The sequence below is a fragment of the Streptosporangium brasiliense genome (assembly GCF_030811595.1).
GTDB lineage: Bacteria > Actinomycetota > Actinomycetes > Streptosporangiales > Streptosporangiaceae > Streptosporangium > Streptosporangium brasiliense.
The window spans coordinates 5456675-5479960 of record NZ_JAUSRB010000002.1; the positions used below are offsets into that span (position 1 = coordinate 5456675).

Annotated in this window: 20 protein-coding genes; 11 read left to right on the forward strand and 9 right to left on the reverse strand. The window is 73.7% G+C overall.

All coding sequences use genetic code 11. The features are described from left to right. The first annotated feature begins 24 nt into the window (after nucleotides 1-24). Genes J2S55_RS33515 through J2S55_RS33525 form a run of 3 tightly spaced genes read left to right on the forward strand, consistent with a single transcriptional unit; the run spans nucleotide 25 to nucleotide 2972 of the window. On the forward strand, nucleotides 25-924 hold the full coding sequence (locus tag J2S55_RS33515; protein ID WP_306869076.1) for an ABC transporter permease: 900 nt from the start codon (nucleotides 25-27) through the stop codon (nucleotides 922-924). Between the two features lie 3 nt (nucleotides 925-927). Then, nucleotides 928-1908: an ABC transporter ATP-binding protein gene (locus J2S55_RS33520; protein ID WP_306869078.1), complete on the forward strand. Its 981-nt coding sequence runs from the start codon at nucleotides 928-930 to the stop codon at nucleotides 1906-1908. Continuing rightward, a complete protein-coding gene (locus tag J2S55_RS33525; protein ID WP_306869081.1) occupies nucleotides 1905-2972 on the forward strand; it encodes an ABC transporter ATP-binding protein in 1068 nt (355 codons plus the stop codon). Before J2S55_RS33520 ends, J2S55_RS33525 begins: the two co-directional genes overlap by 4 nt. Nucleotides 2973-3133: 161 nt before the next feature. Here J2S55_RS33525 and J2S55_RS33530 read toward each other — a convergent pair whose 3' ends face one another. The 3 genes from J2S55_RS33530 to J2S55_RS33540 form a co-directional block, all read right to left on the reverse strand. Further along, nucleotides 3134-3955, reverse strand: a complete 822-nt coding sequence (locus tag J2S55_RS33530) for a GNAT family N-acetyltransferase (protein WP_306869083.1) — start codon at nucleotides 3953-3955, stop codon at nucleotides 3134-3136. After that, a complete protein-coding gene (locus J2S55_RS33535) occupies nucleotides 3955-4257 on the reverse strand; it encodes an AzlD domain-containing protein (RefSeq protein ID WP_306869085.1) in 303 nt (100 codons plus the stop codon). The genes J2S55_RS33530 and J2S55_RS33535 overlap by 1 nt, the downstream gene beginning before the upstream one ends. A gap of 174 nt (nucleotides 4258-4431) precedes the next feature. Then, nucleotides 4432-5154 (reverse strand): AzlC family ABC transporter permease, encoded by a 723-nt coding sequence (locus J2S55_RS33540; protein WP_306869087.1) that lies wholly within the window; start codon nucleotides 5152-5154, stop codon nucleotides 4432-4434. Nucleotides 5155-5530: 376 nt separating this feature from the next. On the opposite strand from J2S55_RS33540, the gene J2S55_RS33545 reads away from it, so the two are divergent. Next, complete coding sequence (locus tag J2S55_RS33545) at nucleotides 5531-6415, forward strand: LysR family transcriptional regulator (RefSeq protein ID WP_306869089.1); 885 nt, start codon at nucleotides 5531-5533, stop codon at nucleotides 6413-6415. On the opposite strand, the gene J2S55_RS33550 is transcribed toward J2S55_RS33545, so the two are convergent. The 3 genes from J2S55_RS33550 to J2S55_RS33560 form a co-directional block, all read right to left on the reverse strand. Then, a complete protein-coding gene (locus J2S55_RS33550) occupies nucleotides 6412-7095 on the reverse strand; it encodes a response regulator (RefSeq protein ID WP_306869091.1) in 684 nt (227 codons plus the stop codon). The genes J2S55_RS33545 and J2S55_RS33550 overlap by 4 nt on opposite strands. Beyond that, on the reverse strand, nucleotides 7095-8294 hold the full coding sequence (locus J2S55_RS33555) for a sensor histidine kinase (protein ID WP_306869093.1): 1200 nt from the start codon (nucleotides 8292-8294) through the stop codon (nucleotides 7095-7097). The genes J2S55_RS33550 and J2S55_RS33555 overlap by 1 nt, the downstream gene beginning before the upstream one ends. 159 nt (nucleotides 8295-8453) lie before the next feature. Beyond that, a complete protein-coding gene (locus J2S55_RS33560) occupies nucleotides 8454-9323 on the reverse strand; it encodes a RecB family exonuclease (RefSeq protein ID WP_306869096.1) in 870 nt (289 codons plus the stop codon). A 167-nt stretch (nucleotides 9324-9490) separates the two neighbouring features. Between J2S55_RS33560 and J2S55_RS33565 the strand changes: the two genes are divergently transcribed. The 4 genes from J2S55_RS33565 (at nucleotide 9491) to J2S55_RS33580 (ending at nucleotide 14158) form a co-directional block, all read left to right on the forward strand. Further along, a complete protein-coding gene (locus J2S55_RS33565; protein ID WP_306875682.1) occupies nucleotides 9491-10579 on the forward strand; it encodes a site-2 protease family protein in 1089 nt (362 codons plus the stop codon). 162 nt (nucleotides 10580-10741) lie between these two features. Then, on the forward strand, nucleotides 10742-12277 hold the full coding sequence (locus J2S55_RS33570; protein ID WP_306869099.1) for a hypothetical protein: 1536 nt from the start codon (nucleotides 10742-10744) through the stop codon (nucleotides 12275-12277). Between the two features lie 13 nt (nucleotides 12278-12290). Next, nucleotides 12291-12728, forward strand: coding sequence for a hypothetical protein (locus J2S55_RS33575; RefSeq protein WP_306869101.1), 438 nt, complete (start codon nucleotides 12291-12293; stop codon nucleotides 12726-12728). Next, nucleotides 12725-14158, forward strand: coding sequence for an FHA domain-containing protein (locus tag J2S55_RS33580; protein ID WP_306869103.1), 1434 nt, complete (start codon nucleotides 12725-12727; stop codon nucleotides 14156-14158). Before J2S55_RS33575 ends, J2S55_RS33580 begins: the two co-directional genes overlap by 4 nt. A gap of 284 nt (nucleotides 14159-14442) precedes the next feature. On the opposite strand, the gene helR is transcribed toward J2S55_RS33580, so the two are convergent. Together helR and J2S55_RS33590 are read right to left on the reverse strand one after the other, a co-directional pair. After that, nucleotides 14443-16590, reverse strand: coding sequence for an RNA polymerase recycling motor ATPase HelR (gene helR / locus J2S55_RS33585; RefSeq protein ID WP_306869106.1), 2148 nt, complete (start codon nucleotides 16588-16590; stop codon nucleotides 14443-14445). A 746-nt stretch (nucleotides 16591-17336) separates the two neighbouring features. After that, complete coding sequence (locus tag J2S55_RS33590; protein WP_306869108.1) at nucleotides 17337-19502, reverse strand: cation:proton antiporter domain-containing protein; 2166 nt, start codon at nucleotides 19500-19502, stop codon at nucleotides 17337-17339. A 112-nt stretch (nucleotides 19503-19614) separates the two neighbouring features. Between J2S55_RS33590 and J2S55_RS33595 the strand changes: the two genes are divergently transcribed. Then, nucleotides 19615-20403: a serine/threonine-protein kinase gene (locus J2S55_RS33595; protein WP_306869110.1), complete on the forward strand. Its 789-nt coding sequence runs from the start codon at nucleotides 19615-19617 to the stop codon at nucleotides 20401-20403. On the opposite strand, the gene J2S55_RS33600 is transcribed toward J2S55_RS33595, so the two are convergent. Then, nucleotides 20385-20984: a TetR/AcrR family transcriptional regulator gene (locus J2S55_RS33600; protein ID WP_306869112.1), complete on the reverse strand. Its 600-nt coding sequence runs from the start codon at nucleotides 20982-20984 to the stop codon at nucleotides 20385-20387. The two genes, J2S55_RS33595 and J2S55_RS33600, sit on opposite strands and share 19 nt — an antisense overlap. 81 nt (nucleotides 20985-21065) lie before the next feature. On the opposite strand from J2S55_RS33600, the gene J2S55_RS33605 reads away from it, so the two are divergent. Beyond that, complete coding sequence (locus J2S55_RS33605) at nucleotides 21066-21980, forward strand: carbohydrate kinase family protein (RefSeq protein WP_306869114.1); 915 nt, start codon at nucleotides 21066-21068, stop codon at nucleotides 21978-21980. Between the two features lie 73 nt (nucleotides 21981-22053). Continuing rightward, complete coding sequence (locus J2S55_RS33610; RefSeq protein ID WP_306869117.1) at nucleotides 22054-23277, forward strand: aminotransferase class III-fold pyridoxal phosphate-dependent enzyme; 1224 nt, start codon at nucleotides 22054-22056, stop codon at nucleotides 23275-23277. The last annotated feature ends 9 nt before the right edge of the window (nucleotides 23278-23286 follow it).

Sequence of the window (23286 nt, forward strand, 5' to 3'; positions counted from 1 at the left end):
AGGCGTCCTGGCGAGGTGGGCGGCATGAGCCTGTCCCAGGCCGAGGCGGCCATCGCGCCGGAGGAGGCCGGCGGCGGCCTCGGCGGGCACGCCTGGCGCCGGCTGCGGCGCAACCCCGTCGCGATCACCGGCGCGCTCCTGGTGTTCCTGTTCGTCGCGGTCGCCCTGCTCGCCCCGTGGCTGGCGCCCTTCCCGCCGGACCGGCCGGTCGGCCAGGTCACCCCCACCTCCATCCCGGGCCCGTCGGCCGAGCACTGGTTCGGCCTGGACGACCTGGGCCGCGACGAGCTCACCCGCGTCCTGTGGGGGGCCCGCTGGTCCCTGGTCATCGGCGTGGTCTCGCTGCTGCTCGGCATGGCGGGCGGGCTGCTGCTCGGGCTGCTCGCCGGGACCTTCGGAGGCGTGGTCGACACCGTCGTGATGCGCCTGGTCGACATGGTGCTGTCGGTCCCCGGCCTGCTGTTCGCCATCGGCGTCGCGGCCATGCTGGGGGCGGGGCTGGACGCCGTGATGATCGCCATCGCGGTGGTGAACATGCCGATCTTCGCCCGCCTGCTGCGCGGCCAGATGCTGGCCCAGCGCCAGTCCGACTACGTGCTGGCGGCCAGGGCGGTCGGCGTGCGGCGGCGGCGGATCGTGCTCGGCCACATCCTGCCCAACTCGCTGACCCCGGTCATCGTGCAGGGCACGCTGACCCTGGCCACCGCGATCGTGGACGCGGCCGGCCTGGCCTTCCTGGGCCTGTCCAGCAACGACCCCGGCATCCCCGAATGGGGCCGGATGCTGGCCGACACCCAGCGCTACCTGTCCAGCGCGCCGCTGCTCGCGGTCTTCCCCGGGCTGGCGATCGTCTTCGCGGCGCTCGGCTTCACCCTGCTCGGGGAGTCGCTGCGCGAGGCCCTCGACCCCAAGTATCGGCGGTGACGTGTGAGTCTGCTCAAGGTCGAGGACCTGAACGTGGTCTTCCGGCAGCGGGGCCGCGCCGACGTGCGCGCCGTGGACGGTGTCAGCTTCACGGTGGCCCCGGGTGAGACCGTCGGCCTGGTGGGGGAGTCGGGCTGCGGCAAGTCCGTCACCTCCCTGGCGGTCATGGGCCTGCTGCCGCGGCGCGGCGTCCTGGTGGAGGGCGGCGTCGCCTTCGACGGGACCCAGCTGCTCTCCCTGCCCGCCGACAAGCTGCGCACCCTGCGCGGGCGGGACCTGGCCGTGGTGTTCCAGGACCCGATGACCTCGCTCAACCCGGTGGTGCCCATCGGGGTCCAGGTGGCCGAGGTGCTCGTCCGCCACCGCGCGATGAGCTCGGGCGAGGCACGGCAGGAGGCCGCCGGGCTGCTGCGCCGGGTGGGCATCCCCGACCCTTCGCGGCGGCTGCGGGAGTATCCCCACCAGCTCTCCGGAGGCATGCGCCAGCGCGCGCTGATCGCGACCGCGCTGGCCTGCCGCCCCCGGCTCCTCATCGCCGACGAACCCACCACGGCGCTGGACGCCACCATCCAGGCGCAGATCCTCGAACTGCTCAAGGCCCTGGTCTCCGACACCGGCACCGCCCTCGTGCTGATCACTCACGATCTCGGGGTGGTCGCCGGGATGTGCGACACGGTGCACGTGATGTACTCCGGCCGGATCGTCGAGCGGGCCCCCCGCCACGAGCTCTTCCGCCGCCCCCGCCACCCCTACACCGGCGGCCTGCTCGCCTCCGTCCCCCGTCTCGACCGGCCGCGCGGCACACGCCTCGAACCCATCCAGGGCTCGCCCCGCGACACCATCCCCTGGGCGCGGGGCTGCGCCTTCGCCCCCCGCTGCCGCAACCGGATCGCCGAGTGCGCCACCGCGGCCCCCCAGCTGCGCGGAGACCCTCACGGCCTGCGCTGTTTCAACCCGCTGGAGGCCGAGGTGGTCACCCCATGAGCCCGGAGCCGCTGCTGTCCGTCCGGGGGCTGAAGGTCCACTTCCCGGTCAGGAAAGGCGTCCTGCTGCAACGGGTCGCGGGCCACGTCCGGGCTGTCGACGGCGTCGACCTCGACGTACGGCGCGGCATGACCTACGGCCTGGTGGGGGAGTCGGGCTGCGGCAAGAGCACGCTCGGCAAGGCCGTGCTCAGGCTGGTGGAGCCCACGGCCGGGACCGTCCTGTTCGACGGCGCCGACGTCGGGACGCTGGGCCCGGAGCGGATGCGCCTGCTCCGGCGGCACATGCAGATGATCTTTCAGGACCCCCTGGCCAGCCTCGACCCCCGCCAGAGCGTGGAGTCGGTGCTCACCGAGCCGCTACGGGCCCACGGCTTCACCGGCAGCAGGCCACGGCGGGTGCGCGAGCTGCTCGACCTGGTGGGACTCCCGGCCGCGGCCGCCGGCCGCTACCCCCACGAGTTCTCCGGCGGCCAGCGCCAGCGCGTCGGCATCGCCAGGGCGATCGCCCTCAACCCCGCCCTGATCATCGCCGACGAGCCGGTCTCCGCCCTGGACGTCTCGATCCAGGCCCAGATCGTCAACCTGCTGGAGGACCTGCAGGAGCAGCTCGGCCTCACCTACATCGTGGTCGCCCACGACCTGGCGGTGGTGCGCCACGTCAGCGACGTCATCGGCGTGATGTATCTCGGCGCGCTGGTGGAGGAGGCCTCCTCCGACGAGCTGTACGCCGAGCCGCTGCACCCCTACACGATCGCGCTGATGTCGGCGATCCCGATCCCGGACCCCGAGGTCGAGGAGCGCAGGCGGCGGATCCTGCTCACCGGGGACCTGCCGTCCCCGGTGGACGTCCCGGCCGGCTGCCGCTTCCACACCCGCTGCCCGTTCCGCCGGCCGGAGCGGTGCGCCGACGAGCCACCCGAGCTGCGGGAGATACGTCCCGGCCGGAAGGTCGCCTGCCACTGGGCCGAGGAGATCGCGGCGGGGAGCATCCAGGCCGCCGCGAGCGCCCACGACCCCACCGCGACGGAGGTGGGCACCCCCGTCACCTCGGCCTGGACCTGACCGGACGGGGTCGGCCCGGCATCCCGGCACGGGCCCGTGCCCGCCGTCCGACGGGCGTGACCGGGTGGGGGGCGGCCGGGTGGCTAGTGGGGTGGGTCCGTCGGTTCAGTGTGGGCGTGACCGGGTGGGGGTCCGGCCGGGTGGCCTGTGAGGCGGGTCCGTCAGCCCAGCGCGGACATGACCGGCGCGAAGAACCGGCTCCGGTCGCCGGGCAGGGACTCCCCGCCGGCGACCATGTCCGAGGTCCGCATCCCCGCGACCACCCCGTGCCCGGCCAGCCACCGCGCCAGCGGCGCGTTACGGTCCTCGATCTCCAGCCGGACCGGGCCGTCGACCTGGGAGGCGAGATCGGCGATCAGGGACCGGGCGTCGGCGGGGCTCGCCGCGATCACCGGCCCGACGACCGTGCTGCCCACGTTGCGCCACATCCCGGCGTACCCCGAGATCCCCCGCCCGTTCTCGATCACCCGGAGCTGCTCGGCGAAGCCCGCGTACCTCGCCAGGAGGGCGGACCTGTCAGCGCCGACGACCTCGGCGTCGAGGTCGGCGATCGCCTTCAGATCCTCGGGGGAGGCGGCGCGGGACGCGCCGGACGCCTGCCCGGTGAAGGTCCCCAGATGCATGGCGACCCCACCCGTCACCCGGAAGCCGAGCCGCTCGTAGAGGGGGCGGCCCATCTCGGTCGCGTTCAGGAAGACGGTCGCGCCGCGCGCCTGCTCCAGCACATGGCCGATCAGGCGTCTGCCCAGCCCCCGCCCCCCGTGACGCGAGGCCACCAGCACCATGCTGACCGCCGCGGTGCGCGTGCCGTAGCGGGTCAGTACGGCGGAGGCCACCAGTTCCCCGTCCGGGTCGACGATCCCGTAGCCCTCCCCGCCCTGGAGCAGGAAGAGCCATTTGCGCTCCTCTCGCGACCACTGCCGGTCCTCCGCGAGCCGCAGGCAGGCGCCGAGGTCGTCAGGGTCCAGTTCACGTATGATCATCAAAAGCCTCCAAGGCTCACGAGTGCTCCGGCGGCGGTGCCGAGGAGCATGGCGGGCAGGAATCCGAGGCGCCGGGCGGCCACCCCCGCCACGACGGCGGCGACGGCCAGGTGGACCGCCGGACGGCCGGCGGGCGCCGCCTGGACGGTCACGACGGCGGCCAGCAGCGCCACCGGCAGCAGGGCGGTGAACAGGCTCCAGCGCCCGTCCATCCCGGCCCGGGCGGCCGTGCTCACCCCGGCCAGCCGGAGCAGGTAGGTCACGGCGGCCAGCCCCGCGACGAACAGCAGAACGGCGCTCACATGGTCTCCATGGGGGTCGGGGTGGCCGGTCGGGCCCTGCTGTGAGCAGGGGTGCGGGCAGGGCCGTGGATGGGTGGGACGGCGTTCAGGTGGTCTCCATGGGGGGCGGGGTGGTGCTGTGAGCAGGGGCGCGGACGGGGCTGCGGACAGGGCTGTGGGCGGGCGGGGCGGTGTTCACGCGGACCTCACCACGGCCGGGACGGCGGCCAGCGCGGCGACGAGGATCGGCAGGCCCGGTGGCAGCCACCACGATGCCACCAGCGCCAGGGCCGCGGCCCCCGCGGCGACCGCCGTCTGGCGACGGGTGCGGAGCAGGGGGACGAGCAGCGCGGCGAAGGCCGCCGCGGCGGCCCCGTCCACCGCTCCCCGGGCTCCGGCCGGCAGCACCGAGCCGAGCACCGCCCCGGCGGCCGTGCCACCCACCCAGCCGGTGAACAGCACCGTCCCGACCAGCAGGAACGTCCGCCTGCGCGCGGCCGGGGCCCCGCGTGACACCGCGGCCGCCACTGACTCGTCGGAGACCAGATGTGCGGCCAGCCACCGGCCCCACCTGGTCCGGAAGACGTCGCCCAGCGCCAGCCCGAACGCGGTCAGCCGCAGGTTGACCAGCGACGCGGCGACCACCGCCGCGGCCACCGCGCCGCCGCCCGGCCCGGCGGCCCCCGCCGCGCCGCCCAGCGCCTCGGGGGCGCCGCCGCCCAGTGCGGTCAGCCCGACGATCTGGCTGCCCCCGGCGTGCACCACGGCGCTGGCCAGCACCGCCTCCCACGAGGACCAGCCCTGCTCCACCGCCGCCGCGCCGAACACCGCCGAGTAGGTGGCCGCCCCCGCCGCCGCGCCCAGCGCGAGCCCGAGGTCCGACCGCGTGTCCCCCTGCGGGGTCTCCACGTCCGGCACGGATCCGAGGTCCCGTCGCGTGTCCCCTTGCGGGGTCTGCGTGCCCGGGAGGGGCCCGAGGTCCGGTCGCGTGTCCTCCTGTGGGGTCTCCACGTCCGGCACGGATCCGAGGTCCCGTCGCGTGTCCCCTTGCGGGGTCCGCGTGTCCGGTGCGGATCCGGGGGCCGGTCGCGTGTCACCCCGCCGGGACTCAGCGTCCGGCATGGGGGCGCCGGGCGGCGCCGGAGGGGCGGTGGCCGGATCGGCCTGACTCCGCCGCCCGGTCTCGGACGTCCGTGCGCCCGGCTGGTCTGTCATGGGTCAATCGTCGGCCGGGTAGCTCGACCCGGGTTAATAGTTTGCGGCTATGCCGATAGCCGATGGCTATCCTTGCGGGATGGACGTCACATTGCCGGCCGTGCGGGCGTTCGTCGCGGTGGCCCGCACCGGATCGTTCCGGGAGGCGGCCATCTCGCTCGGGGTCAGCCAGCCCACCGTGAGCACCGCCGTGAAGCGGCTGGAGGCCACCGCCGGGCGGCGGTTGCTGGTCCGCGACCGCGACGGCGTGCGCCTGACCGAGCTGGGCGGCCGGGTGCTGGCCCACGCGGCGGCGGTGACGGCCGCCGCCGACGAGCTCACGGCTCTGCTGGCCGGGGGCGGCACCGAGCTGACCGTGGGCTTCATGGGCGAGGCGGCCGGCGCGAGCACCTCCCGGCTCCTCGACGGCGTGCGGCGCGCCTCCGGCGGGCAGGTCCGGCTGCGCCGTTTCGACTTCGACGACCCGGCCTGCGGCCTGCTGACCGGGGCCAGCGACCTGGCCGTGGTGTGGCCGCCGCTGACCACCGGCGACGCCCTGGACACACTGATCCTCGGCAGCGACCGGCGGGCCGTCGCGGTGCCGGTCGGCGACCCGCTCGCCCGGCTGCCCGTGGCCGGCCCCGCCGACCTGGCCGGCCGCGTCTGGGTGGTGCCCCGCAGCCCCGACCCGGTCTGGCGGGCCTTCCGCCACCCGGCCTTCATCGGGGTGACGGACATCGCGGGGGAGGTCGGCTCCTCGGCGATCGAGGAGACCCTGGAGCTGGTCGCGTCCGGCCAGGGCGTCGCCCTGCTCTCGGAGGGCACCGACGAGCACTACGCCCGCGCCGGAGTGGTGTTCGTCCTGCTGGCCGAGGATTGCCGCTGCACCACCGCCGTCGCCTGGCGGCGTGCCGACACCCGGCCGGTGCTCGCCCGGATCCTCGCCGGGCTCCGCTCCGAGGCCCTCCTCCCGCAGGGAGGCTAGGGGATGGCGCCCGGGGTGATCAGACCGGTCTCGTAGGCCAGGACCACCGCCTGGACGCGGTCGCGCAGGCCGAGCTTGGTGAGCACGTTGCCGACGTGGGTCTTGACCGTCGTCTCGCTCACCACGAGCTCGGCGGCGATCTCCGCGTTCGACATGCCCCGGGCGATCAGCCGCAGCACCTCCATCTCACGCTCGGTGAGCCGGTCCAGGCGGGCCGGGGTGGACTGCTGGTGCGCCGAGGGCAGGCGCGCCCCGAACCTGTCCAGCAGCCGCCGGGTCACGCTCGGCGCGACGATGGCGTCGCCCGCCGCGACCACCCGGATGGCCTGCACCAGCTCGTCGGGCGGGACGTCCTTGAGCAGGAAGCCGCTGGCCCCGGCGCGCAGCGCCTCCACGATGTATTCGTCCAGGTCGAAGGTCGTCAGCACCAGCACCCTCGGCACGTGGGCCCCGCCGGTGGCCTCCCGGACGATCCGGCGGGTCGCCTCTATGCCGTCCACGCCCGGCATCCGGATGTCCATCAGCACCACGTCGGGCATCAGCGCGCGCGACTGGTCCTGGGCGGCCTTGCCGTCCCCGGCCTCGCCCACCACGGTGACGTCCGGCTCGGCCTCCAGGATGAGCCGGAAGCCGGTACGCAGCAGTGGCTGGTCGTCCACCAGTAACACTCTGATCGTCATCACACGTCCTTGAGGGGGAACCGGGCATTGACCTCGAATCCGCCCTCCGGACGCGGGCCGATCCTCAGGATTCCACCATAGAGGGCCACACGCTCGCGGATGCCGACCAGCCCGTGCCCGGTCCGGTCGGTGGCGGGGGCGGGCGGCTCGGCGCCGCGGCCGTCGTCCTCGACCTGTACGGCCAGCTCGCCCGGGCCCTGCCGGACCGTCACCCAGGCGCGGGCCCGGGGCCCCGCGTGCCGCAGGCTGTTGGTCAGCGCCTCCTGGACCAGCCGGTAGGCGGCCAGATCGACACCGGGCGGCAGCGGACCTCCCTCGGCCTCGATCCACAGCTGCGTCCGCAGGCCCGCCTCGCGCATCTGGTCGACCAGCGTGGGGATCTCCTGCACCCCCGGCTGGGGGCTGCGCTCGGCGGGCGCCGCGTCGGTCCTGAGCACGCCCACGATGTTGCGCATCTCGGCCATCGCGGTCCGGCCCATCTCCTCGATCGCCGACAGCGCCTCCCGGGCGCCGTCGGGGTTGGTGGCCAGCACCCGGCGCGCCGCGGACGCCTGGACGGTCATCACGCTCACGTGGTGGGCGACCACGTCGTGCAGCTCGCGGGCGATGCGGGAGCGCTCCTCGGCCCTGGCCGCCCGCGTGTCGGACTCCCGGGCCCGTTCCGTCCGGGCGGCCCGCTCGCGCAGCTCGGCGAGGTAGGCCCGGCGCAGCCGGGCGCCCCGGCCGGCGATCCACAGGGTCATGGTCAGCACGGCCACGAACAGGTGGGCCGTGCGGTCGGCGGGCCCGGTGACCGTCACCGCCAGGAGGGCGCGGCAGGTCAGGCTCAGCGCCAGCGCGCACAGGCTGAGCGCCAGGCCGCGGTGGGCGGCGACCGTGTAGACCAGCACCAGCGCGGCCACCCACAGCAGGGAGCCGCTCTGGTCCAGCGACGCCAGCGTCACCTCGGCGAGGACGACCAGGAAGAGCATCGCGAACGGCCGGCTGCGGCGCAGCGCCGTGGACAGGCAGCCGGCCAGGGTCAGGGCGAGGCTCAGCGCGCCGGGCTCCCGGAGCCCGGCCGGGGCGTCGAAGCCGGCCAGGGAGGGGGCGTAGGCGCAGGGCACCGCGGCGGCCGCCAGCATCCCGGCCAGGACGGCGTCGGGGATCAGCGGGTGTCGGTGGAGCCAGGCCCGCAGGCCGTCCGGGGTGTTGCGCACACAATCAATTTAGGCGTCCCACTCTCACAGCCACCCTGCTGCAGGGGGATATCGCCCTCATCCCCACGGATGACCCGCGGGGATCCGTACTGCGGACCGGTCCGGCGCCGGGCGCCGTCCCCGGGGCCTCTCACGCCCTCGCGCGCCGGCCCGTGCCGCTCAGAGCTCGTCGGTGGCGGCCCTGGGCGCGCCGCGGGTGCTGCGCACGGTGTCGCCCGGCTGCCGCTCGGGCAGCGGCGGGGGAGTGCCGCCGAACTCCGGGCACAGCTCCTTGTAGCTGCACCAGTCGCACAGGCGGCCGGGCCTGGGGGGCCACTCGCCGGTCTCCATCGCCCGCTCGATGGCCGTCCACAGGGCCTGCACCTTGCGCTCGGTGGCGCGCAGGTCGGCCTCGTCGGGGGCGTAGCGCAGCACCTCGCCGCCGCCCCCCAGATACATCAGCTGCAGCAGGCGGGGCACCGAGCCGTGCAACCGCCACAGCGTCAGCGCGTAGAACTTCATCTGGAACAGCGCCTTGGCCTCGAAGGCCGGTCCGGGAGCGCTGCCGGTCTTGTAGTCGACCACGCGCACCTCGCCGGTCGGCGCGACGTCCAGCCGGTCGATGTAGCCGCGCAGCATCAGGCCGCTGTCGAGCACCGCCTCCACGTACAGCTCGCGCTCGGCGGGCTCCAGGCAGGTGGGGTCCTCAAGGGTGAAGTAGCGCTCCAGCATGGAGCGGGCCTGGGACAGCCACTGGGCCTGCTCCCGCTCGTCGGCGAACATGCCGCCGTAGGAGGGGTCCTCGGCCAGCAGCCTGCGCCACTGCGGCTCCAGCAGCTCCAGGGCCGCGGCGACCGTGCGCCCGGGGGCGGGGAGGTCGTAGAGGCGCTCCAGCACCGAGTGGACCATCGTGCCGCGCACCGCGGCGGGCGACGGCGGCTCGGGCAGCCGGTCGATCACCCGGAAGCGGTAGAGCAACGGGCACGTCATGAAGTCACCGGCGCGGGAGGGCGACAGCGCTCCGATGATCGTGGGCTCGGTCAGTGACATGTCCGCACTGTAGGTCACACTGACGACAGTTTGTGCTCAAGGTGGCCTCGCGACGTCTGCGGACGGCCCGATGGCGCGTAGCATCAAGGCCGAAGGCGCAGCGAACGAGGAGTGGTGAGCCAGCGGTGAGCAGCGAGAGCCCGCGTCAGAACAGCCCAGGGCTGCGGATGGGCCGGCCGTTCGGCATCCCGGTCTACGTCTCGCCGACCTGGCTCATCGTGGCGGCGTTCATCACCTTCACCTACCAGCCCATCGTGATCGCCCAACTGCCCGAGCTGGCCGTCCCGACGACATATGCCGTGGCGCTGCTGTTCGCGGTGCTGCTGTACGTGTCGGTGCTGCTGCACGAGCTGGCGCACTGCGTGGTCGCCAGGATGTACGGCCTGCCGGTCCGCCGCATCACGCTCTACCTGCTCGGCGGCGTCTCGGAGATCGAGCGCGAGCCGGAGACCCCGGGCCGGGAGTTCATGGTGGCCTTCGCCGGGCCGCTGCTCTCGCTCGGGCTGGCCGGGATCGGGTTCGCCGCCTACCAGGTCATCGACCCGGGCACCATCCTCGGGGTGCTGACCTTCCAGCTCTGGTTCGCCAACCTGATCGTCGGCATCTTCAACCTCCTGCCGGGGCTGCCGCTCGACGGCGGGCGCATGCTCCGCGCCGGGGTCTGGAAGGCCACCCGCAACCCCGGCTCGGGCACGATCGCCGCCGCCTGGGTGGGCCGTGTGCTGGCCGTCGTCCTGGTCGCGGTGCCCGTCGGTCTGGCGCTGATGAGCGGGCAGACGCCGGGCTGGGAGCTCATCTGGTCGGTGCTGCTGGCCTCCTTCATCTGGCTCGGCGCCACCCAGGCGCTGCGCGGGGCCCGGGTCCGCGCCCGCATCCCGCAGGTCAACGCCCGCGCCCTGGCCCGGCGGGCCATCGCGGTGACCGGCGACGTGCCGCTGGCCGAGGCCCTGCGCCGGGCCGCGGAGGCCCAGGCGGGCGCGATGGTGGTGGTCGACCACGAGGGCCGTCCGACGGGGATCGTCAACGAGGTCGCGGTGGAGTCCACCCCGGAGAACCGCCGTCCCTGGGTGACGGCCGGCTCGCTGGCGCGCAGCCTCGAACCGTCGCTGGTGCTGGCCGCCGACCTGTCGGGGGAGTCCCTGATCGACGCCATGCGCGAGGCCCCGGCGGGGGAATACCTCCTCGTGGAACGCGGCGGCGAGATCTTCGGAGTGCTGGCCACGTCGGATGTGAACCGGGTGTTCAGCGGGGTCTGAGCGAACCATCGGGGGACTTCGGGCGTCTCACTGGTTGCGTGCTGTGACGAGGCGGCGGTGCGGGGGGAAGAACGCACCGTCCGTCCTCTCGTTTTCGGTGCGCACCACGACTAGTGTTCTGGACGACCTGACCGGTTGGCCATGTAGCTAAGGGACGCACAATTGGCACCCCCCAACACGCCGGCGTCGGCCGGTGACCTCACTCCGGAGCTGATCAACACGCCCGAGTGGAGCGACCAGCTGGTCGCGGCAGCCGGGATCCCCATGTACGACATCCCCTTCCTGACGGTCGGCGGCGGCATGGGCTCCTTCGTGACGCTGGACTACCTGCGCGTCTACGGCGTGCCCACCTCCCAGATGCGGGTGGTCTCCAACATCGACCATCCGTGGCAGACCTACGAGTTCCTGACCAGGTGCTCGCAGATCCCCCGCTCCGAGCGGATCCGCTCCGACTCCTCCTCGCGCCCCGACAACCTCTGGGGCTTCCCCTCCTACGCCCTGCAGGAGACCTGGACCGACAAGACCCCGGCCTACCTGTGGCAGCTGCTGACCGAGCCGCTCCTGAACGACTACTGGACGCCGCGCGCCGGCACGGTCTTCGAGAGCCTCGAACGCGAGGCCAAGCGCATCAACTACTGGGACATGCTGGTCAAGGGCCAGGTCCGGATGGTCCGCCGCCGGGCTGGCGGCGGCTACTTCACCGTGGTCACCCCGCCGGAGGGCACGGCGCCGACCAAGCGGATCATCTTCCGCTCGCGCTTCGTGCACATCGCGATCGGTTACCCGGGTCTGAAGTTCCTGCCCGACCTGCAGGAGTTCCGTACCAAGCACGGTGACTACCAGCACGTGGTGAACGCCTACGAGCCGCACGAGCAGGTCTACGAGTTCCTCAAGACCCGGCCCGGCACGGTGGTCATCCGGGGCGGCGGCATCGTGGCCTCCCGCGTGCTGCAGCGCCTGTTCGACGACCGGGAGAAGTTCCGGCTGCAGACCCAGATCGTGCACATCTTCCGGACCTTCGTCAGCGGCTCCCACGGCCCGCACATCTGGGCGCGCCGCAAGGGCGGCGACGGCTGGGCCTACCAGGGCTTCAACTACCCCAAGTCGGTCTGGGGCGGCCAGCTCAAGGCGCAGATGCGCAAGCTGGAGGGGGCCGAGCGGGCCGCCAAGTACAAGGAGATGGGCGGCACCAACACCCCCTACCGCCGGCGCTGGCAGGAGCAGATGCGGGCGGGCCGCAGCGGCGGCTACTACCACCCGGTGCAGGGCACCGTGGACCGGGTGGAGCGCGCCCCCGACGGGCGGCTGGTCAGCTACGTGCGCAGCAGCGACGGCATCGTCCGCGAGCCGGTGGCCGACTACATCATCGACTGCACGGGTCTCGAGGCCGACATCGCCGAGCACCGGATCTACGAGGACCTGCTCCGGCACGGCGGGGCCTACCGCAACCCGGTCGGACGGCTGGAGGTGGAGCGCCACTTCGAGGTGAAGGGTACGGCCAGCGGCGACGGCGCCCTGTACGCCTCCGGATCGGCGACGCTGGGCGGCTACTTCCCCGGTGTCGACACCTTCCTCGGGCTGCAGATCGCGGCCCAGGAGATCGCCGACGACCTGGCCAGACGGGGGTTCGTCCGCAAGATGGGACCGCTGCGGTCGACCTCGCAGTGGTTCAAATGGGCCTTCAACTCGCCGGTGTAAGGAGTAATCCCCCGTGGTTCCGACTCTGATGGGGCGCATCCAGACGCGCCTCTTCCTGCTCGCCACCGTGGGCGCGATCATCACGCTGCTGATCGTGCCGGTGCTGCCCAGCCTCTCCGGGCCGCTCGGCGACCGCTACGCCACCGGCTTCGTGGTCCTGGCCGCGGTCGCCGTGCTGGGGATCGGCTGGGAGCTGGTCTACCACTTCCTCATGCAGTTCCGATGGGAGAAGGACTGGCCGACGCTGTTCGGTTTGCTGACGCTCGTTCCCGAAGGTCTTCTGCTGTACTTTTTGCTACGGTCCGATGCAGCCGATTTCATCGACCCGGTCCCGCCGGCCGCGTTCTGGACGCATTTCACGGTCGTCTGGGTATGCGTCTGGCTGGTGGCGAACGGTCCGATGCGCGTGCCGTTCATCCGATGGCGTTTTCGGGGAGGGAGAGTTCTGTGACCGACGAGGGCTTCGGGGTGGTGCGTCCGCTTCCGGGCAACGGGCTGGTCGCCCACGTGGATGGCCTGCTGCTGGTGTGTGACGCGGCCGAGGCCGTCGTGGACGATCTGCTGGGGGCGCTGCGGGAGACCGCGGCCTCCGGCGGGGACGGCCGCGCGCTCGCCCGCCGGATCGCCCAGGTGCTGGCCGTCATGATGGGCGAGCCCGTGGCGTGCGCCGTCGCCGGTCCCGTCGCCGGGGGAGTGGCCGTGCTGGTCAGCGGCCCGGCGTACGCGTCGGTCACCGGTTCCGGTGGAGAGGTCCAGCTGGCCGGCCGTGACGCGCTCACCTGGTCCGATCGGCTGGTGCCCGGCCCGGTGACCCGGGTGGAGCTGCGCCTGCCCGACGCCGGCGCGGCGCACCCGCTCGCCCGGCTGGACAGCGGTGTGATCGTCGCCGGCGGGGTCTCGTGCGACCTGACCGAGGCCGGGGCGCCACCGGCCGCCCAGCGCTCCGCGTCCCGGGCGGAGGCCGCCGCGCCGGCCGCCCGGCCGCCGGCCGTACCGGTGGAGGTCGTCCCCGTGGAGGCCGTCCCTCAGACGGAGGCGCCGCAGGCCGCGGCGTATCCCGAGCGGCCGGCTCCGGCGGCCGACGGTCCGCCTCCGGCGCCCTATCCGATGAGCTCTCCCGAGCACTACCCTCCGGCCCCCGCCCCGCAGCCCGCGCCGGAGCCGCAGTTCTCCGCGCCCCCGGCGGCCTGGCAGCCCGACCCCGTCCCGGGTCCGCCGTCCGGGCCCCTGCCGGCCGCCGTCCCGCAGCAGGAGGAGGGGGAGGCCGCCAGGGTGAGCGGGATCGGCGGCGACCCCGTCGACGTCCGCGACCAGCCGTTCGAGTACGAACTGCTGACCCCGGGCGGTCCGCAGGCCGCGCCCGAGCCCCAGCCGTCCGGGCCGGAGCCGGCCGAGCCGGAGTCGCGGCCGCTGGTCTACGGGGTCGACTGCAAGAACGACCACTTCAACGACCCCCGGGTGCCATACTGCGCGGTCTGCGGCATCGCGCTGGTGCAGCGCACGCTCGTCCCCTACAAGGGGCCGCGCCCGCCGCTGGGCGTGCTGCTCCTCGACGACGGCATGACGCTCCGCCTCGACACCGACTACCTGGTCGGCCGCGACCCCGAGCGGGCCCCCGAGGTCGCCGACGGCTCCGTCCGCCCCGCCAAGGTCACCAGTCCCGACGGCTCGGTGTCCCGCCGTCACCTGCGGGTGGCGCTGGACGGCTGGGACGTCAACCTGGTCGACCTGGGGTCGGTCAACGGCACCCAGATCCAGCCGCCGGGCGACCCCAACTTCTACGACATCCCGCCGAACGAGGCGGTGGCGATCCTGCCCGGCACGACCGTGCGGATCGGCGTCTCCCGCACCATGCGCTACGAGTCGCACCGCAACCGCTAGCCGGTCCGGCCGGGCGGCACGGCCCACGCCGTGCCGCCCGGCCGGCCGCCACGAGTCGCCGGCCGCCTCCATGTCGCGCAGTCCGGCCACGACCGCCGCCGTGTCCTCCAGCGCGTGGCCCCACGACCACGGGCCGCCCACGTCCCGCGGACTGCGATGGTGGAACACCAGGGACGCGTAGCCCGCACGCACCCGCGCCACCGCCGTCGCCGCGCACCACGACAGCTCCGGCGCGGATGAGCACGCCGAGGTCCACACCGGGAGCGGGGGCCGTCCGGCCGACGTCAGGAGCTCGTGAGGATGACGAGCCGCTGGGTCGCCCGGGTCATCGCGACATAGCGGTCGACCGCTCCTTCGATGCCCTCGCCGAACGCCTCCGGGTCGATGAGGACGACCAGGTCGAACTCGAGCCCCTTCGACAGCTCCGGGCTCAGCGACCGGACGTGGGACGTCGCCCGGAACGTGGGATCACCGATGACGCAGGCGATCCCGTCGGCATGCGCGGCGAGCCAGGCGTCGAGGACCGAGCCCAGGTCCGAAGTGGATCCGTGCACGACGGGGACACCGCTGCTGCGGATGGAGGTCGGCACGTTGGCGTCCGGGAGCGCGGCCCGGATGACCGGCTCGGCCTCCGCCATGACCTCTTCCGGCGTCCGGTAGTTGATGCTCAGGGAGGCCAGGTCGACCCGGTCGAGCCCGATCCGGTCGAGCCGTTCCTGCCACGACTCCGTGAACCCGTGCCTGGCCTGGGCGCGGTCCCCGACGATGGTGAAGCTCCGGGACGGGCACCGGAGCAGCAACATCTGCCACTCCGCGTCGGTCAGCTCCTGGGCCTCGTCCACGACGATGTGCGCGAACGGGCCGGCGAGCAGGTCCGGGTCGAGGGTGGGCAGCTCGGACTCGTCGACCAGATTCCGCTGGAGGTCCGCTCGGCGCAGCTGCGTCACGAGCCCTTCGCCGTCGTCGTCGGCCTCGATCAGGTTCTCGACGACCTGGGCCATGTGCTCGCGCTGGGCGGCGAGAGCGGCTTCCTGCCGGCGCTTGCGCCGTGACGCCTCCGGGTCGCCGAGCCGCTGCCGTGCCGCGTCCAGGAGCGGCAGGTCGGACACCGTCCAGGCCTGGGCGTCCCCGCGCTGCAGCTTCCGGACCTCGTCGGGGCTGAGCCAGGGAGCGCACTTCCGCAGGTAGGCGGGTACCGACCACAGGTCTCCGACGAGGTCAGCCGCTTCGATCAGCGGCCACGCCCTGTTGAAGGTCGTGAGCAGCTCCCTGTCCTGCAGCAGCGACTTCCGGAGCAGGTCGGCCGAGACGTCGTCGTCGTGCTTGTCCATCAGGATCGTGAGCAGTTCCTCCCAGATCCGGTCACGCGCCTCGTTGTGCGGAGTACCGGGTTCCGGTGCCTCGAACGCCTCGGCCCAATCGTCGGCGCTCAGCCAGATGTCGGACCAGGGGGTCGTGACCGTCATCCCCTTGGTGGGCGGGTTCTCGTAGAACCTGACGGCCGGCTCGATCGCCTTCAGCAGGTCCGCCGACGACTTCAGGAGAGCCACCTCCGGGTCGGTCTCGATCGCCGCCGCGGCTCCCTCGGTGACGAGGTCCCGCAGGGTGCAGGTCTGCACGCCCTCCTCTCCGAGGCTGGGGAGGACGTCGGCGACGTAGGCCAGGTAGGGCTGGTGCGGACCGACGAACAGCACGCCGCCCCGGCGGTGACCGAGGCGGGGGTCGGAGTAGAGGAGGTAGGCGGAGCGGTGCAGCGCGACGACGGTCTTCCCCGTACCCGGACCGCCGTCGACGACGAGAGCGCCGCGGGATCCCGCGCGGATGATGGCGTCCTGGTCGGCCTGGATGGTGCCGAGCACGTCTCGCATCCGGGCCGACCGGTTGCCGCCCAGGCTGGCGATGAAGGCGGACTGGTCGTCGAGCGCGGCGTGCCCCTCGAACCCGTCCGAGGTGAACACCTCGTCCCAGTAGTCGCTGATCCGGCCGCGGGTCCAGCGGTACCTGCGGCGGCTCGCCAGCCCCATCGGGTTGGCGTGGGTGGCGCCGAAGAACGGCTCAGCCGCGGGGGAGCGCCAGTCGAGCAGCAGCCGGCGGCCCGCGCTGTCGGTGAGGCCGAGCCGTCCGATGTACACGGGCTCGGGGTCGTCCGCGCCGACGATGCGCCCGAGGCACAGGTCCAGACCGAAGCGGCGCAGGGCTCGCAGGCGAGCGGTCAGCCGGTGGATCTCCAAGTCCCGGTCCATCGCCTGCCGGCCGATGCCGCCGGGCGCCCTGCGCTCGGTGTCGAGGCGGTCGGACAGGTCGGCTATCGACTGCTCAAGGCTCTCCGCGATGGCCGCGAAGTGCTGCTCGTCGCCGGCGATCAGCGCCGGGTCGGCCTTGGGGGAGAGATGGTCGGGAAGGTCAAACGCGCTGGTGGTCAGCGGGTTCACGGTATCAGCTCCGATTAGAGGTGGCTTGCGGCCGTTACGCGTGGCAAGGCGTCCGGACCGGCGTGACGGACCTGGTGGCCATGACGGGCGGCGCTCCGCCTGAGGTGGCCCCGTGGCCGTTGCCGGTTCAGGCCGCCAGGGTCCTGCGGGTTCTGGTGTTCTGGGTCCTGGCTCGGCGGCCCCGCGTGGCTCACGCGGGCACCGGCGGCACGCCGGCACCGGCCGGCGGCACCGCGGACTCCCTGTCCGGCGGCGCGCACACCCGCACCTCCGCGCGGGGTTCCCGCAAACTCACCGCGAGTCCCGCCAGCGGTTCGACGTCCCCCGCGCGACCCATACGTCGACGACAACACACGCACTCCGTGACTCCCGATTTCCGCAGGTTCCGGCCTCGGCCGATGATTCTGCGGCACGACCCGGGTCTTGTGGCAAGCCCCCCGGTGCGCTATACGTTAAGAGTGGAAAGGAGCGGGCACTCCCCTTTCCCTCACCGTCCGCCGCGGTCGGACGACCTCCTCCTCGCAGAGCGACGGCGCGCCGCGTACGGAGGTGCCGCCGGCCCAGGAGGATCTCCCACGGGCCTGCGGACGCGGCCGCCGGACGAGAGGTCCCTCACCCTCCTCGGAGCCCGTGACAAGACCTTGCGGGGGTGTCCCGGCGCGGCGTGACCCGGGTGATGCCCGTGCTCCCGCTCCCGCTCGCCGGAACGGGAGCAGCAGCGGGAGCAGGAGCGGCCGTCGCCCCGGTCAGGGCCGGTCCGCGGGGGCGCGCACGGCGGAGACGGCCGCGGCCCAGTCCACCGGGTCGGCGTCCTGCTCGGCGCGGACCAGCAGGTGGGCGCCGTCCACGGCTGTCCCGGTGTCGGGGGCCACGACGAGCGCGCCGGCCGGGACCGGGCCGGAGGTGGCCGCCACCCCGAGTCTGGCCAGCCGCTGGGCCAGGGCCGAGGCCCGGCCGCCGCCGGCGACGACCAGCGGGCGCCCCTGCAGGAGGGCGAGGGTGAGCGCCACGTGGGCCGCGGCGTCGCCGGCGCCGTGGTGCACCGCGATCGGCCCCGCCGCGGCCAGGACCTGGCCGGAGGGGTCCGGGGAGCCCGGGGCGCCGGGGCCGTCCGGGGAGGTCCGGAGACCGGCGGAGGCCGGCGGCCCCGCGGCTGTCTGGTGGCCGGGACCGTCCAGGGGCGCCTGGGGGCGGCCGGGGACGTCCGGGGAGGCCGCAGAGCCCAGGGGGCCATCCTGGGGGCCGGGAGCCTCCGGGAGCGCGGAGACCGTCACCACGCGGCAGACGGCGGCGGCGCGGATCCCGGCGTAGCCGGGGGCGCCGGCCGGCAGCACCACCAGATCGGGCTGCGCGCCGCCGACCAGCTCGGGCAGCTCGGCCGCCACGTCGCCGCTGAACCGGCTCACGACCTTGGCCTCGGAGCCGTGGCGGCGGGCCGTGGCGGCGAGGCTCTCCAGTTCGTGGAGGGTCTCGGCCAGCTCGGCGAGCTCGAAGGACAGGCCGTTGCCGACCTCCAGGCGGCCCCGCGGGTAGGGGCGCAGGTGGGCGAGGACCACCTCCGACGGGGAGGCGGCCCGGGCCAGGGTGGCCGCCAGGTCCGCCAGCGGCCCCTGCTCGGCGGGGGAGCCCGGGACGACGGCCAGCACCCGGTGGGCGGCGCTCTCGCCGAGGGCGGCCCGCTCGGCCTCGGCGATGTCGCGGGCCACCCGCCGCTCGGGATACACCCAGCGCAGCAGCGGGCCGGTCATCGCGGTGGTGACGAGGGCCATCACCACCATCAGCGAGTAGAGCTCGTTGTCGAGCACGCCCTTCTGCAGGCCGACGGTGAGAATGACGATCTCGGTCAGGCCGCGGGTGTTGAGCAGGGTGGCCATCGCCCAGGACTGCCGGTTGGGCAGCCGCTGCGCCCGCGCCGCCGCGTAGGAGCCGAGCAGCTTGCCGCCGACCGCCACCGCCAGGATCGCGGCCAGCGTGCCGAGGCTGGACAGGTCCAGCGCGCGGAGGTCGACGTTGAGCCCCGCCACCACGAAGAACATCGGCAGCAGCAACAGCACCGCGAGCTGCTCCAGCCGTTCCAGGATCTCGTGGTTGAGGCGCTCGGCGCCCTCGCGGGGCATCACCGCGCCGAACATGAACGCCCCGAAGATGAAGTGCACGTGCATCCACTCGGTGGCCCAGGCCGAGCCGATGAGGCCGATGAGCACCAGCGACAGCAGGCTCGGCGTCAGCCGCCCCGCCTTCTCGTGGGCCGGCACCAGCCGGGCCAGCAGCGGCCGGACCACCAGGAACATCACCAGCGCGTACGGCACGGCGAGCAGGACCTTCCACTGCCCCTCGGCGTCGCCGGCCCCGGCGATGCCCACCACCACGGCGAGCACCGTCCAGGCGAGCACGTCGATCACCGCGGCGGCGGCCAGCGACAGGCCGCCGAGCGCGATGCGCTGCATGCCGCGGTCGGTGAGGATGCGCGCCAGCACCGGGAAGGCGGTGGCGGCCATCGCCGCGCCCATGAACAGCACGAACGCGAGCGTCTTGGCGCCGCCCACGTGGTCGCCGGCGATGCCGAGCGCGAGCGCGCAGCCCAGGACGAACGGCAGCACGGTGGAACCGAGCGCCACGGTCACCGCGATCCGGCCCTTGCCCCTGACCAGTTTCTGGTCCAGCTCCAGGCCGACGACGAACATGAACAGCACCAGGCCGACGTTCGCCAGCGCCTGGAGCGGGGGGCGCATCTCCGCGCCGAACAGCTTCTCGCCGATGAGCGGGCCGAGGAGCGTGGGGCCGAGCAGGATGCCCGCCACGATCTCACCGACGACCGGAGGCTGGCCGAGCCGTCTGGCGAGCGCCCCCAGCAGTCGCGCGGCGGCCAGGACGATCACCAGGTCGAGCAGGAGCAGATCCACGTGGAGCACTTGCGAACACGCTTCCCGTACGTAATGAAAAGCCCCGAGAATGACCATGGCGACGTTACCGTGTGCGGGACGTGGCCGCGAGGGGCGCGTGAGGCGCGGAGGGGAGATATCGGTGGACGGCATCGCCGACTACGAGTTCGTCCGCTCGCTGGGGGCGGGCAACCATGGCGAGTTCTATCTGGCGAGGAGGCCAGGCCGCCTGCCGGTCGAGGCCGAGTACGTCGCGGTGAAGGTGGTGGGGGGTACCGGCGGCGACGCCTTCCGGCGGGCCACGCGCGAGCTGAAGGCCTTCGCCGCGGTGCGCTCGCCGTACCTGGTGACGCTCTACGACGCGGGCCAGCAGGGCGGGGTCTTCTACTACTCGATGGAGTATCTGCCCGGCGGCTCGCTGGGCAGGCCCGCCGAGCCGCCGTCGCGGGAGCGGGCGCTGCGCTCGGTCGCCTGCGTGGCCCACGCCGCGCAGGCGCTGCACGAGGAGGGCATCGTGCACCGCGACATCCGCCCCGGCAACGTGCTGCTCACCGACGAGGGGGGCAAGCTCTCGGACCTGGGGCTGTCGCAGGTGCTGATGCCGGGGGCGACGGTGACCGGGATGGGCGGCATCGGCTCGGTGGAGTTCACCGACCCGGCGCTGCTGCAGGGCGACAGGCCCGCTCCCGCCGGGGACGTGTGGTCGCTCGGCGCGACGCTGCACTGGGCGGTGACCCGCACCGGCCTGTACGGCGAGCTGCCCGTCCACGACCCGCTGCTGACCCTGCGCAAGGTCTACAGCACGCCGCCGTCGCTCCACCCCGGCCTGGGGCCCGAGCTGGCCGAGCTGGTGCACGCCTGTATCGGGGACGTGGCCGGGCGGCCCACCGCCGGGGGGCTGGCCGACCGGCTCTACGCGCTGGTGGCCTGAAGCCGGTCCAGCTCGGCGCCGAGCAGCCTCTCCAGGCGTTGCGCGCCGAGCCGGTCGGGGTAGAGCAGGCTGCGCACGCTCAGCCCGTCCACCAGGGCCAGCAGCCGCTCGGTGACGTCGCCGAGATCCTCCCCGGTGGAGATCTCCCCGGCCTCGGCCGCCGCGCCGAGCAGGCTGCGCACCAGATAGCGCAGCTCCTCGGCCTCGGCGCGCTGCGCCTCCAGCATCGCCGGGCTGGTCAGGCTCCGGCTCCAGAAGCCGATCTCCAGCCCGCTCTCCCGGGCGCGCTCGTCGTCCAGCGGCAGGTTGTCGAGCAGGAGCTCGCGGAGCGCGGCCAGCCCGCCGCGGCCGGAGAGCTTGCCGTGCAGCCGTTCCACGATGCGCCGGTGCGAGGAGCGCAGCGCCGACAGCATGATGTCGTCCTTGTCGGCGAAGTAGTGGGTGAGCACGCCGTTGGAGTAACCGGCCTCCTTGGCGATGGCCCTGGTCGTGGCCGCCTCGATACCCTCGCGCAGGATGATGCGGCGGGCGGCCTCGACGACCTCCTCCCGGCGTTCCCCGTGGTCGACGATCTTCGGCATCCGGCCCTCCCTGGTTTCCCTCGTTGACACGGTATTCGGGCGCCCGTCTATTATCCGCTGAAGACATGAGGAGGGCTCACTATGACTGTCGTCACCCTCGGGGTGCACATCGTGGACGTGCTCGCCCGGCCGGTGGAGTCGATCCCGGCCGGGCAGGACACCCACCTGCTGGAGCAGATCCGCGTCACCGCGGCGGGCGCCGCCGCCGGGACCGCCGTCTGCCTGGCCGGGCTCGGCGTCCCGGTCGCCTCGATGGGGGCGGTCGGTGGCGACGAGCTCGGCGATCTCCTCCTCATGATCATGGAGCGGCGCGGGGTGGACGTCACCGGCGTCGTCCGCAAGGACGGCGAGCAGACCGCCGCCTCGATCCTGCCCATCAGGCCCGACGGGGGGCGCCCCTCCTTCCACGTGCCCGGCGCCAACCTCGGCCTGTCCCTCGCCGACCTCGACCGCGGGCGCGTCAGCGGCGCGCGGGTCGTGCACCTGGGCGGCATGGACGCGACCTGGGGCCTGCACGACCCGGACTTCTTCGCCCTGCTGGCCGAGGCGCGGGGGGCGGGCACGGTCATCACGATGGACCTACTGTCCAATATGGCCGATCTGATGCCGGGCGCACGGAGCTTTCTGCCGTATGTGGACTACCTGCTGCCCAACGAGGAGCAGGCGCTCATGATGAGCGGCGCGGCCGGCGTGGAGGAGGCCGCGCTCGCGCTGCTGGACGAGGGGCCCAGGGCGGTGCTGGTCACACTGGGCGGCGAGGGCAGCCTGATCGCCACCGCGTCGGGCCTCACCCGGCTGCCCGCCCTCGACGTCCCCGTGGTGGACACCACCGGCTGCGGCGACGCCTACTGCGCCGGGTTCATCGCCGGCCTGGTCGACGGCCGCGACGTGACCGGCGCCGCGGAACTCGGCACCGCGGTGGCCGCCCGGGTCGCCGGAGGGCTCGGCTCGGACGCCGGCCTCGACGGGGCACAGGAACTACGGGAGAGCCGATGAGCCGGCCGGTGCCGGCCGCCTGCGCGGCCCCGGCCGTCCGGCCGCGACCGTCCCAACTGTGAAAGGACGACACATGTCCATCGACGCCAACCTCCGTGAGCGGGCCGCCAGGGTCGTCCCGGGCGGCATGTACGGCCACCTCAACGCGGCCCTGCACGGCCCCGGCTACCCGCAGTTCTTCGTCGGCGGCCAGGGATGCCGCCAGCTCGACGCGGACGGCCGCGAGTACATCGACCTCATGTGCTCCTGGGGCCCTGTCGTGCTCGGCCACCGCCACCCCGCCGTGGAGGCCGCCGTCGCCGCCCAGCTCGCCGCCGGCGACTGCCTCAACGGGCCCGGCCCGGTCTACGTGGAGCTCGCCGAGCTCATGGTGGAGACGATCCCGCAGGCCGACTGGGTGATGTTCTCCAAGAACGGCACCGACGCCACCACCCAGGCGCTGATGGTCGCCCGGGCCGCCACCGGCCGGACCAAGGTGCTCATGGCCCACGGCTCCTACCACGGGGCCGACCCCTGGTGCACGCCCAGCCCGTCGGGCACCACCCCCAACGAGCGCGCCGACCTGATCGAATACGCCTACAACGACCTGGCGAGCGCGGAGGAGGCCGCGGCCCGGGCGGAGGGCGACGTCGCGGCGATCATCGTGACGCCCTTCAAGCACGACTCCTTCGAGGACCAGGAGCTCGCCGCCGCCGAGTTCGCCCGGGGCCTGCGGGCCCTGGCCGACCGGATCGGCGCGGCGCTGGTGATCGATGACGTGCGCGGCGGCTGGCGGCTCGACCTCGGCGGCTCGTGGGAGACCCTGGGGGTCCGCCCCGATCTGTACGCCTTCAGCAAGGCCATGGCCAACGGCCACCCGATCGCCGCCGTCACGGGCGTGGACTCCCTGCGGGGCCCGGCCCAGACCATCTACTCCACCGGCTCGTTCTGGTTCAACGCGGCGCCGATGGCCGCGGCCAAGGCCACCATCGAGACCCTGCGCGACATCGGCGGAGTGGCCCTGATGGAGCGGGCGGGCACCCGCCTGCGCGAGGGACTGGCCGCGCAGGCCGCCGCCCACGGCTTCGTGGTCAACCAGACCGGCCCGGCGCAGATCCCGTGGCTCTCCTTCGAGGGCGACGCCACCTTGGAGAAGGGCATGTTCTGGTCGGCCGCCTGCCTGCGGGAGGGGGTCTACCTCCACCCCTGGCACAACTGGTTCCTGTCGGCCGCCCACACCGACGCCGACATCGACCGCGCCCTGCAGGGCACCGACGCGGCCTTCGCCAGGCTCAGGACGGAGTTCGGCGCCGACTGAGGGCCCCTC

Coding starts and splice junctions, on each gene's coding strand:
- J2S55_RS33515 (WP_306869076.1), top strand. CDS start 25: ATGAGCCTGTCCCAGGCCGAGGCGGCCATCGCGCCGGAGGAGGCCGGC.
- J2S55_RS33525 (WP_306869081.1), top strand. CDS start 1,905: ATGAGCCCGGAGCCGCTGCTGTCCGTCCGGGGGCTGAAGGTCCACTTC.
- J2S55_RS33530 (WP_306869083.1), bottom strand. CDS start 3,955: ATGATCATACGTGAACTGGACCCTGACGACCTCGGCGCCTGCCTGCGG.
- J2S55_RS33600 (WP_306869112.1), bottom strand. CDS start 20,984: ATGCCGAAGATCGTCGACCACGGGGAACGCCGGGAGGAGGTCGTCGAG.
- J2S55_RS33550 (WP_306869091.1), bottom strand. CDS start 7,095: ATGACGATCAGAGTGTTACTGGTGGACGACCAGCCACTGCTGCGTACC.
- J2S55_RS33610 (WP_306869117.1), top strand. CDS start 22,054: ATGTCCATCGACGCCAACCTCCGTGAGCGGGCCGCCAGGGTCGTCCCG.
- J2S55_RS33565 (WP_306875682.1), top strand. CDS start 9,491: ATGGGCCGGCCGTTCGGCATCCCGGTCTACGTCTCGCCGACCTGGCTC.
- J2S55_RS33560 (WP_306869096.1), bottom strand. CDS start 9,323: ATGTCACTGACCGAGCCCACGATCATCGGAGCGCTGTCGCCCTCCCGC.
- J2S55_RS33605 (WP_306869114.1), top strand. CDS start 21,066: ATGACTGTCGTCACCCTCGGGGTGCACATCGTGGACGTGCTCGCCCGG.
- J2S55_RS33545 (WP_306869089.1), top strand. CDS start 5,531: ATGGACGTCACATTGCCGGCCGTGCGGGCGTTCGTCGCGGTGGCCCGC.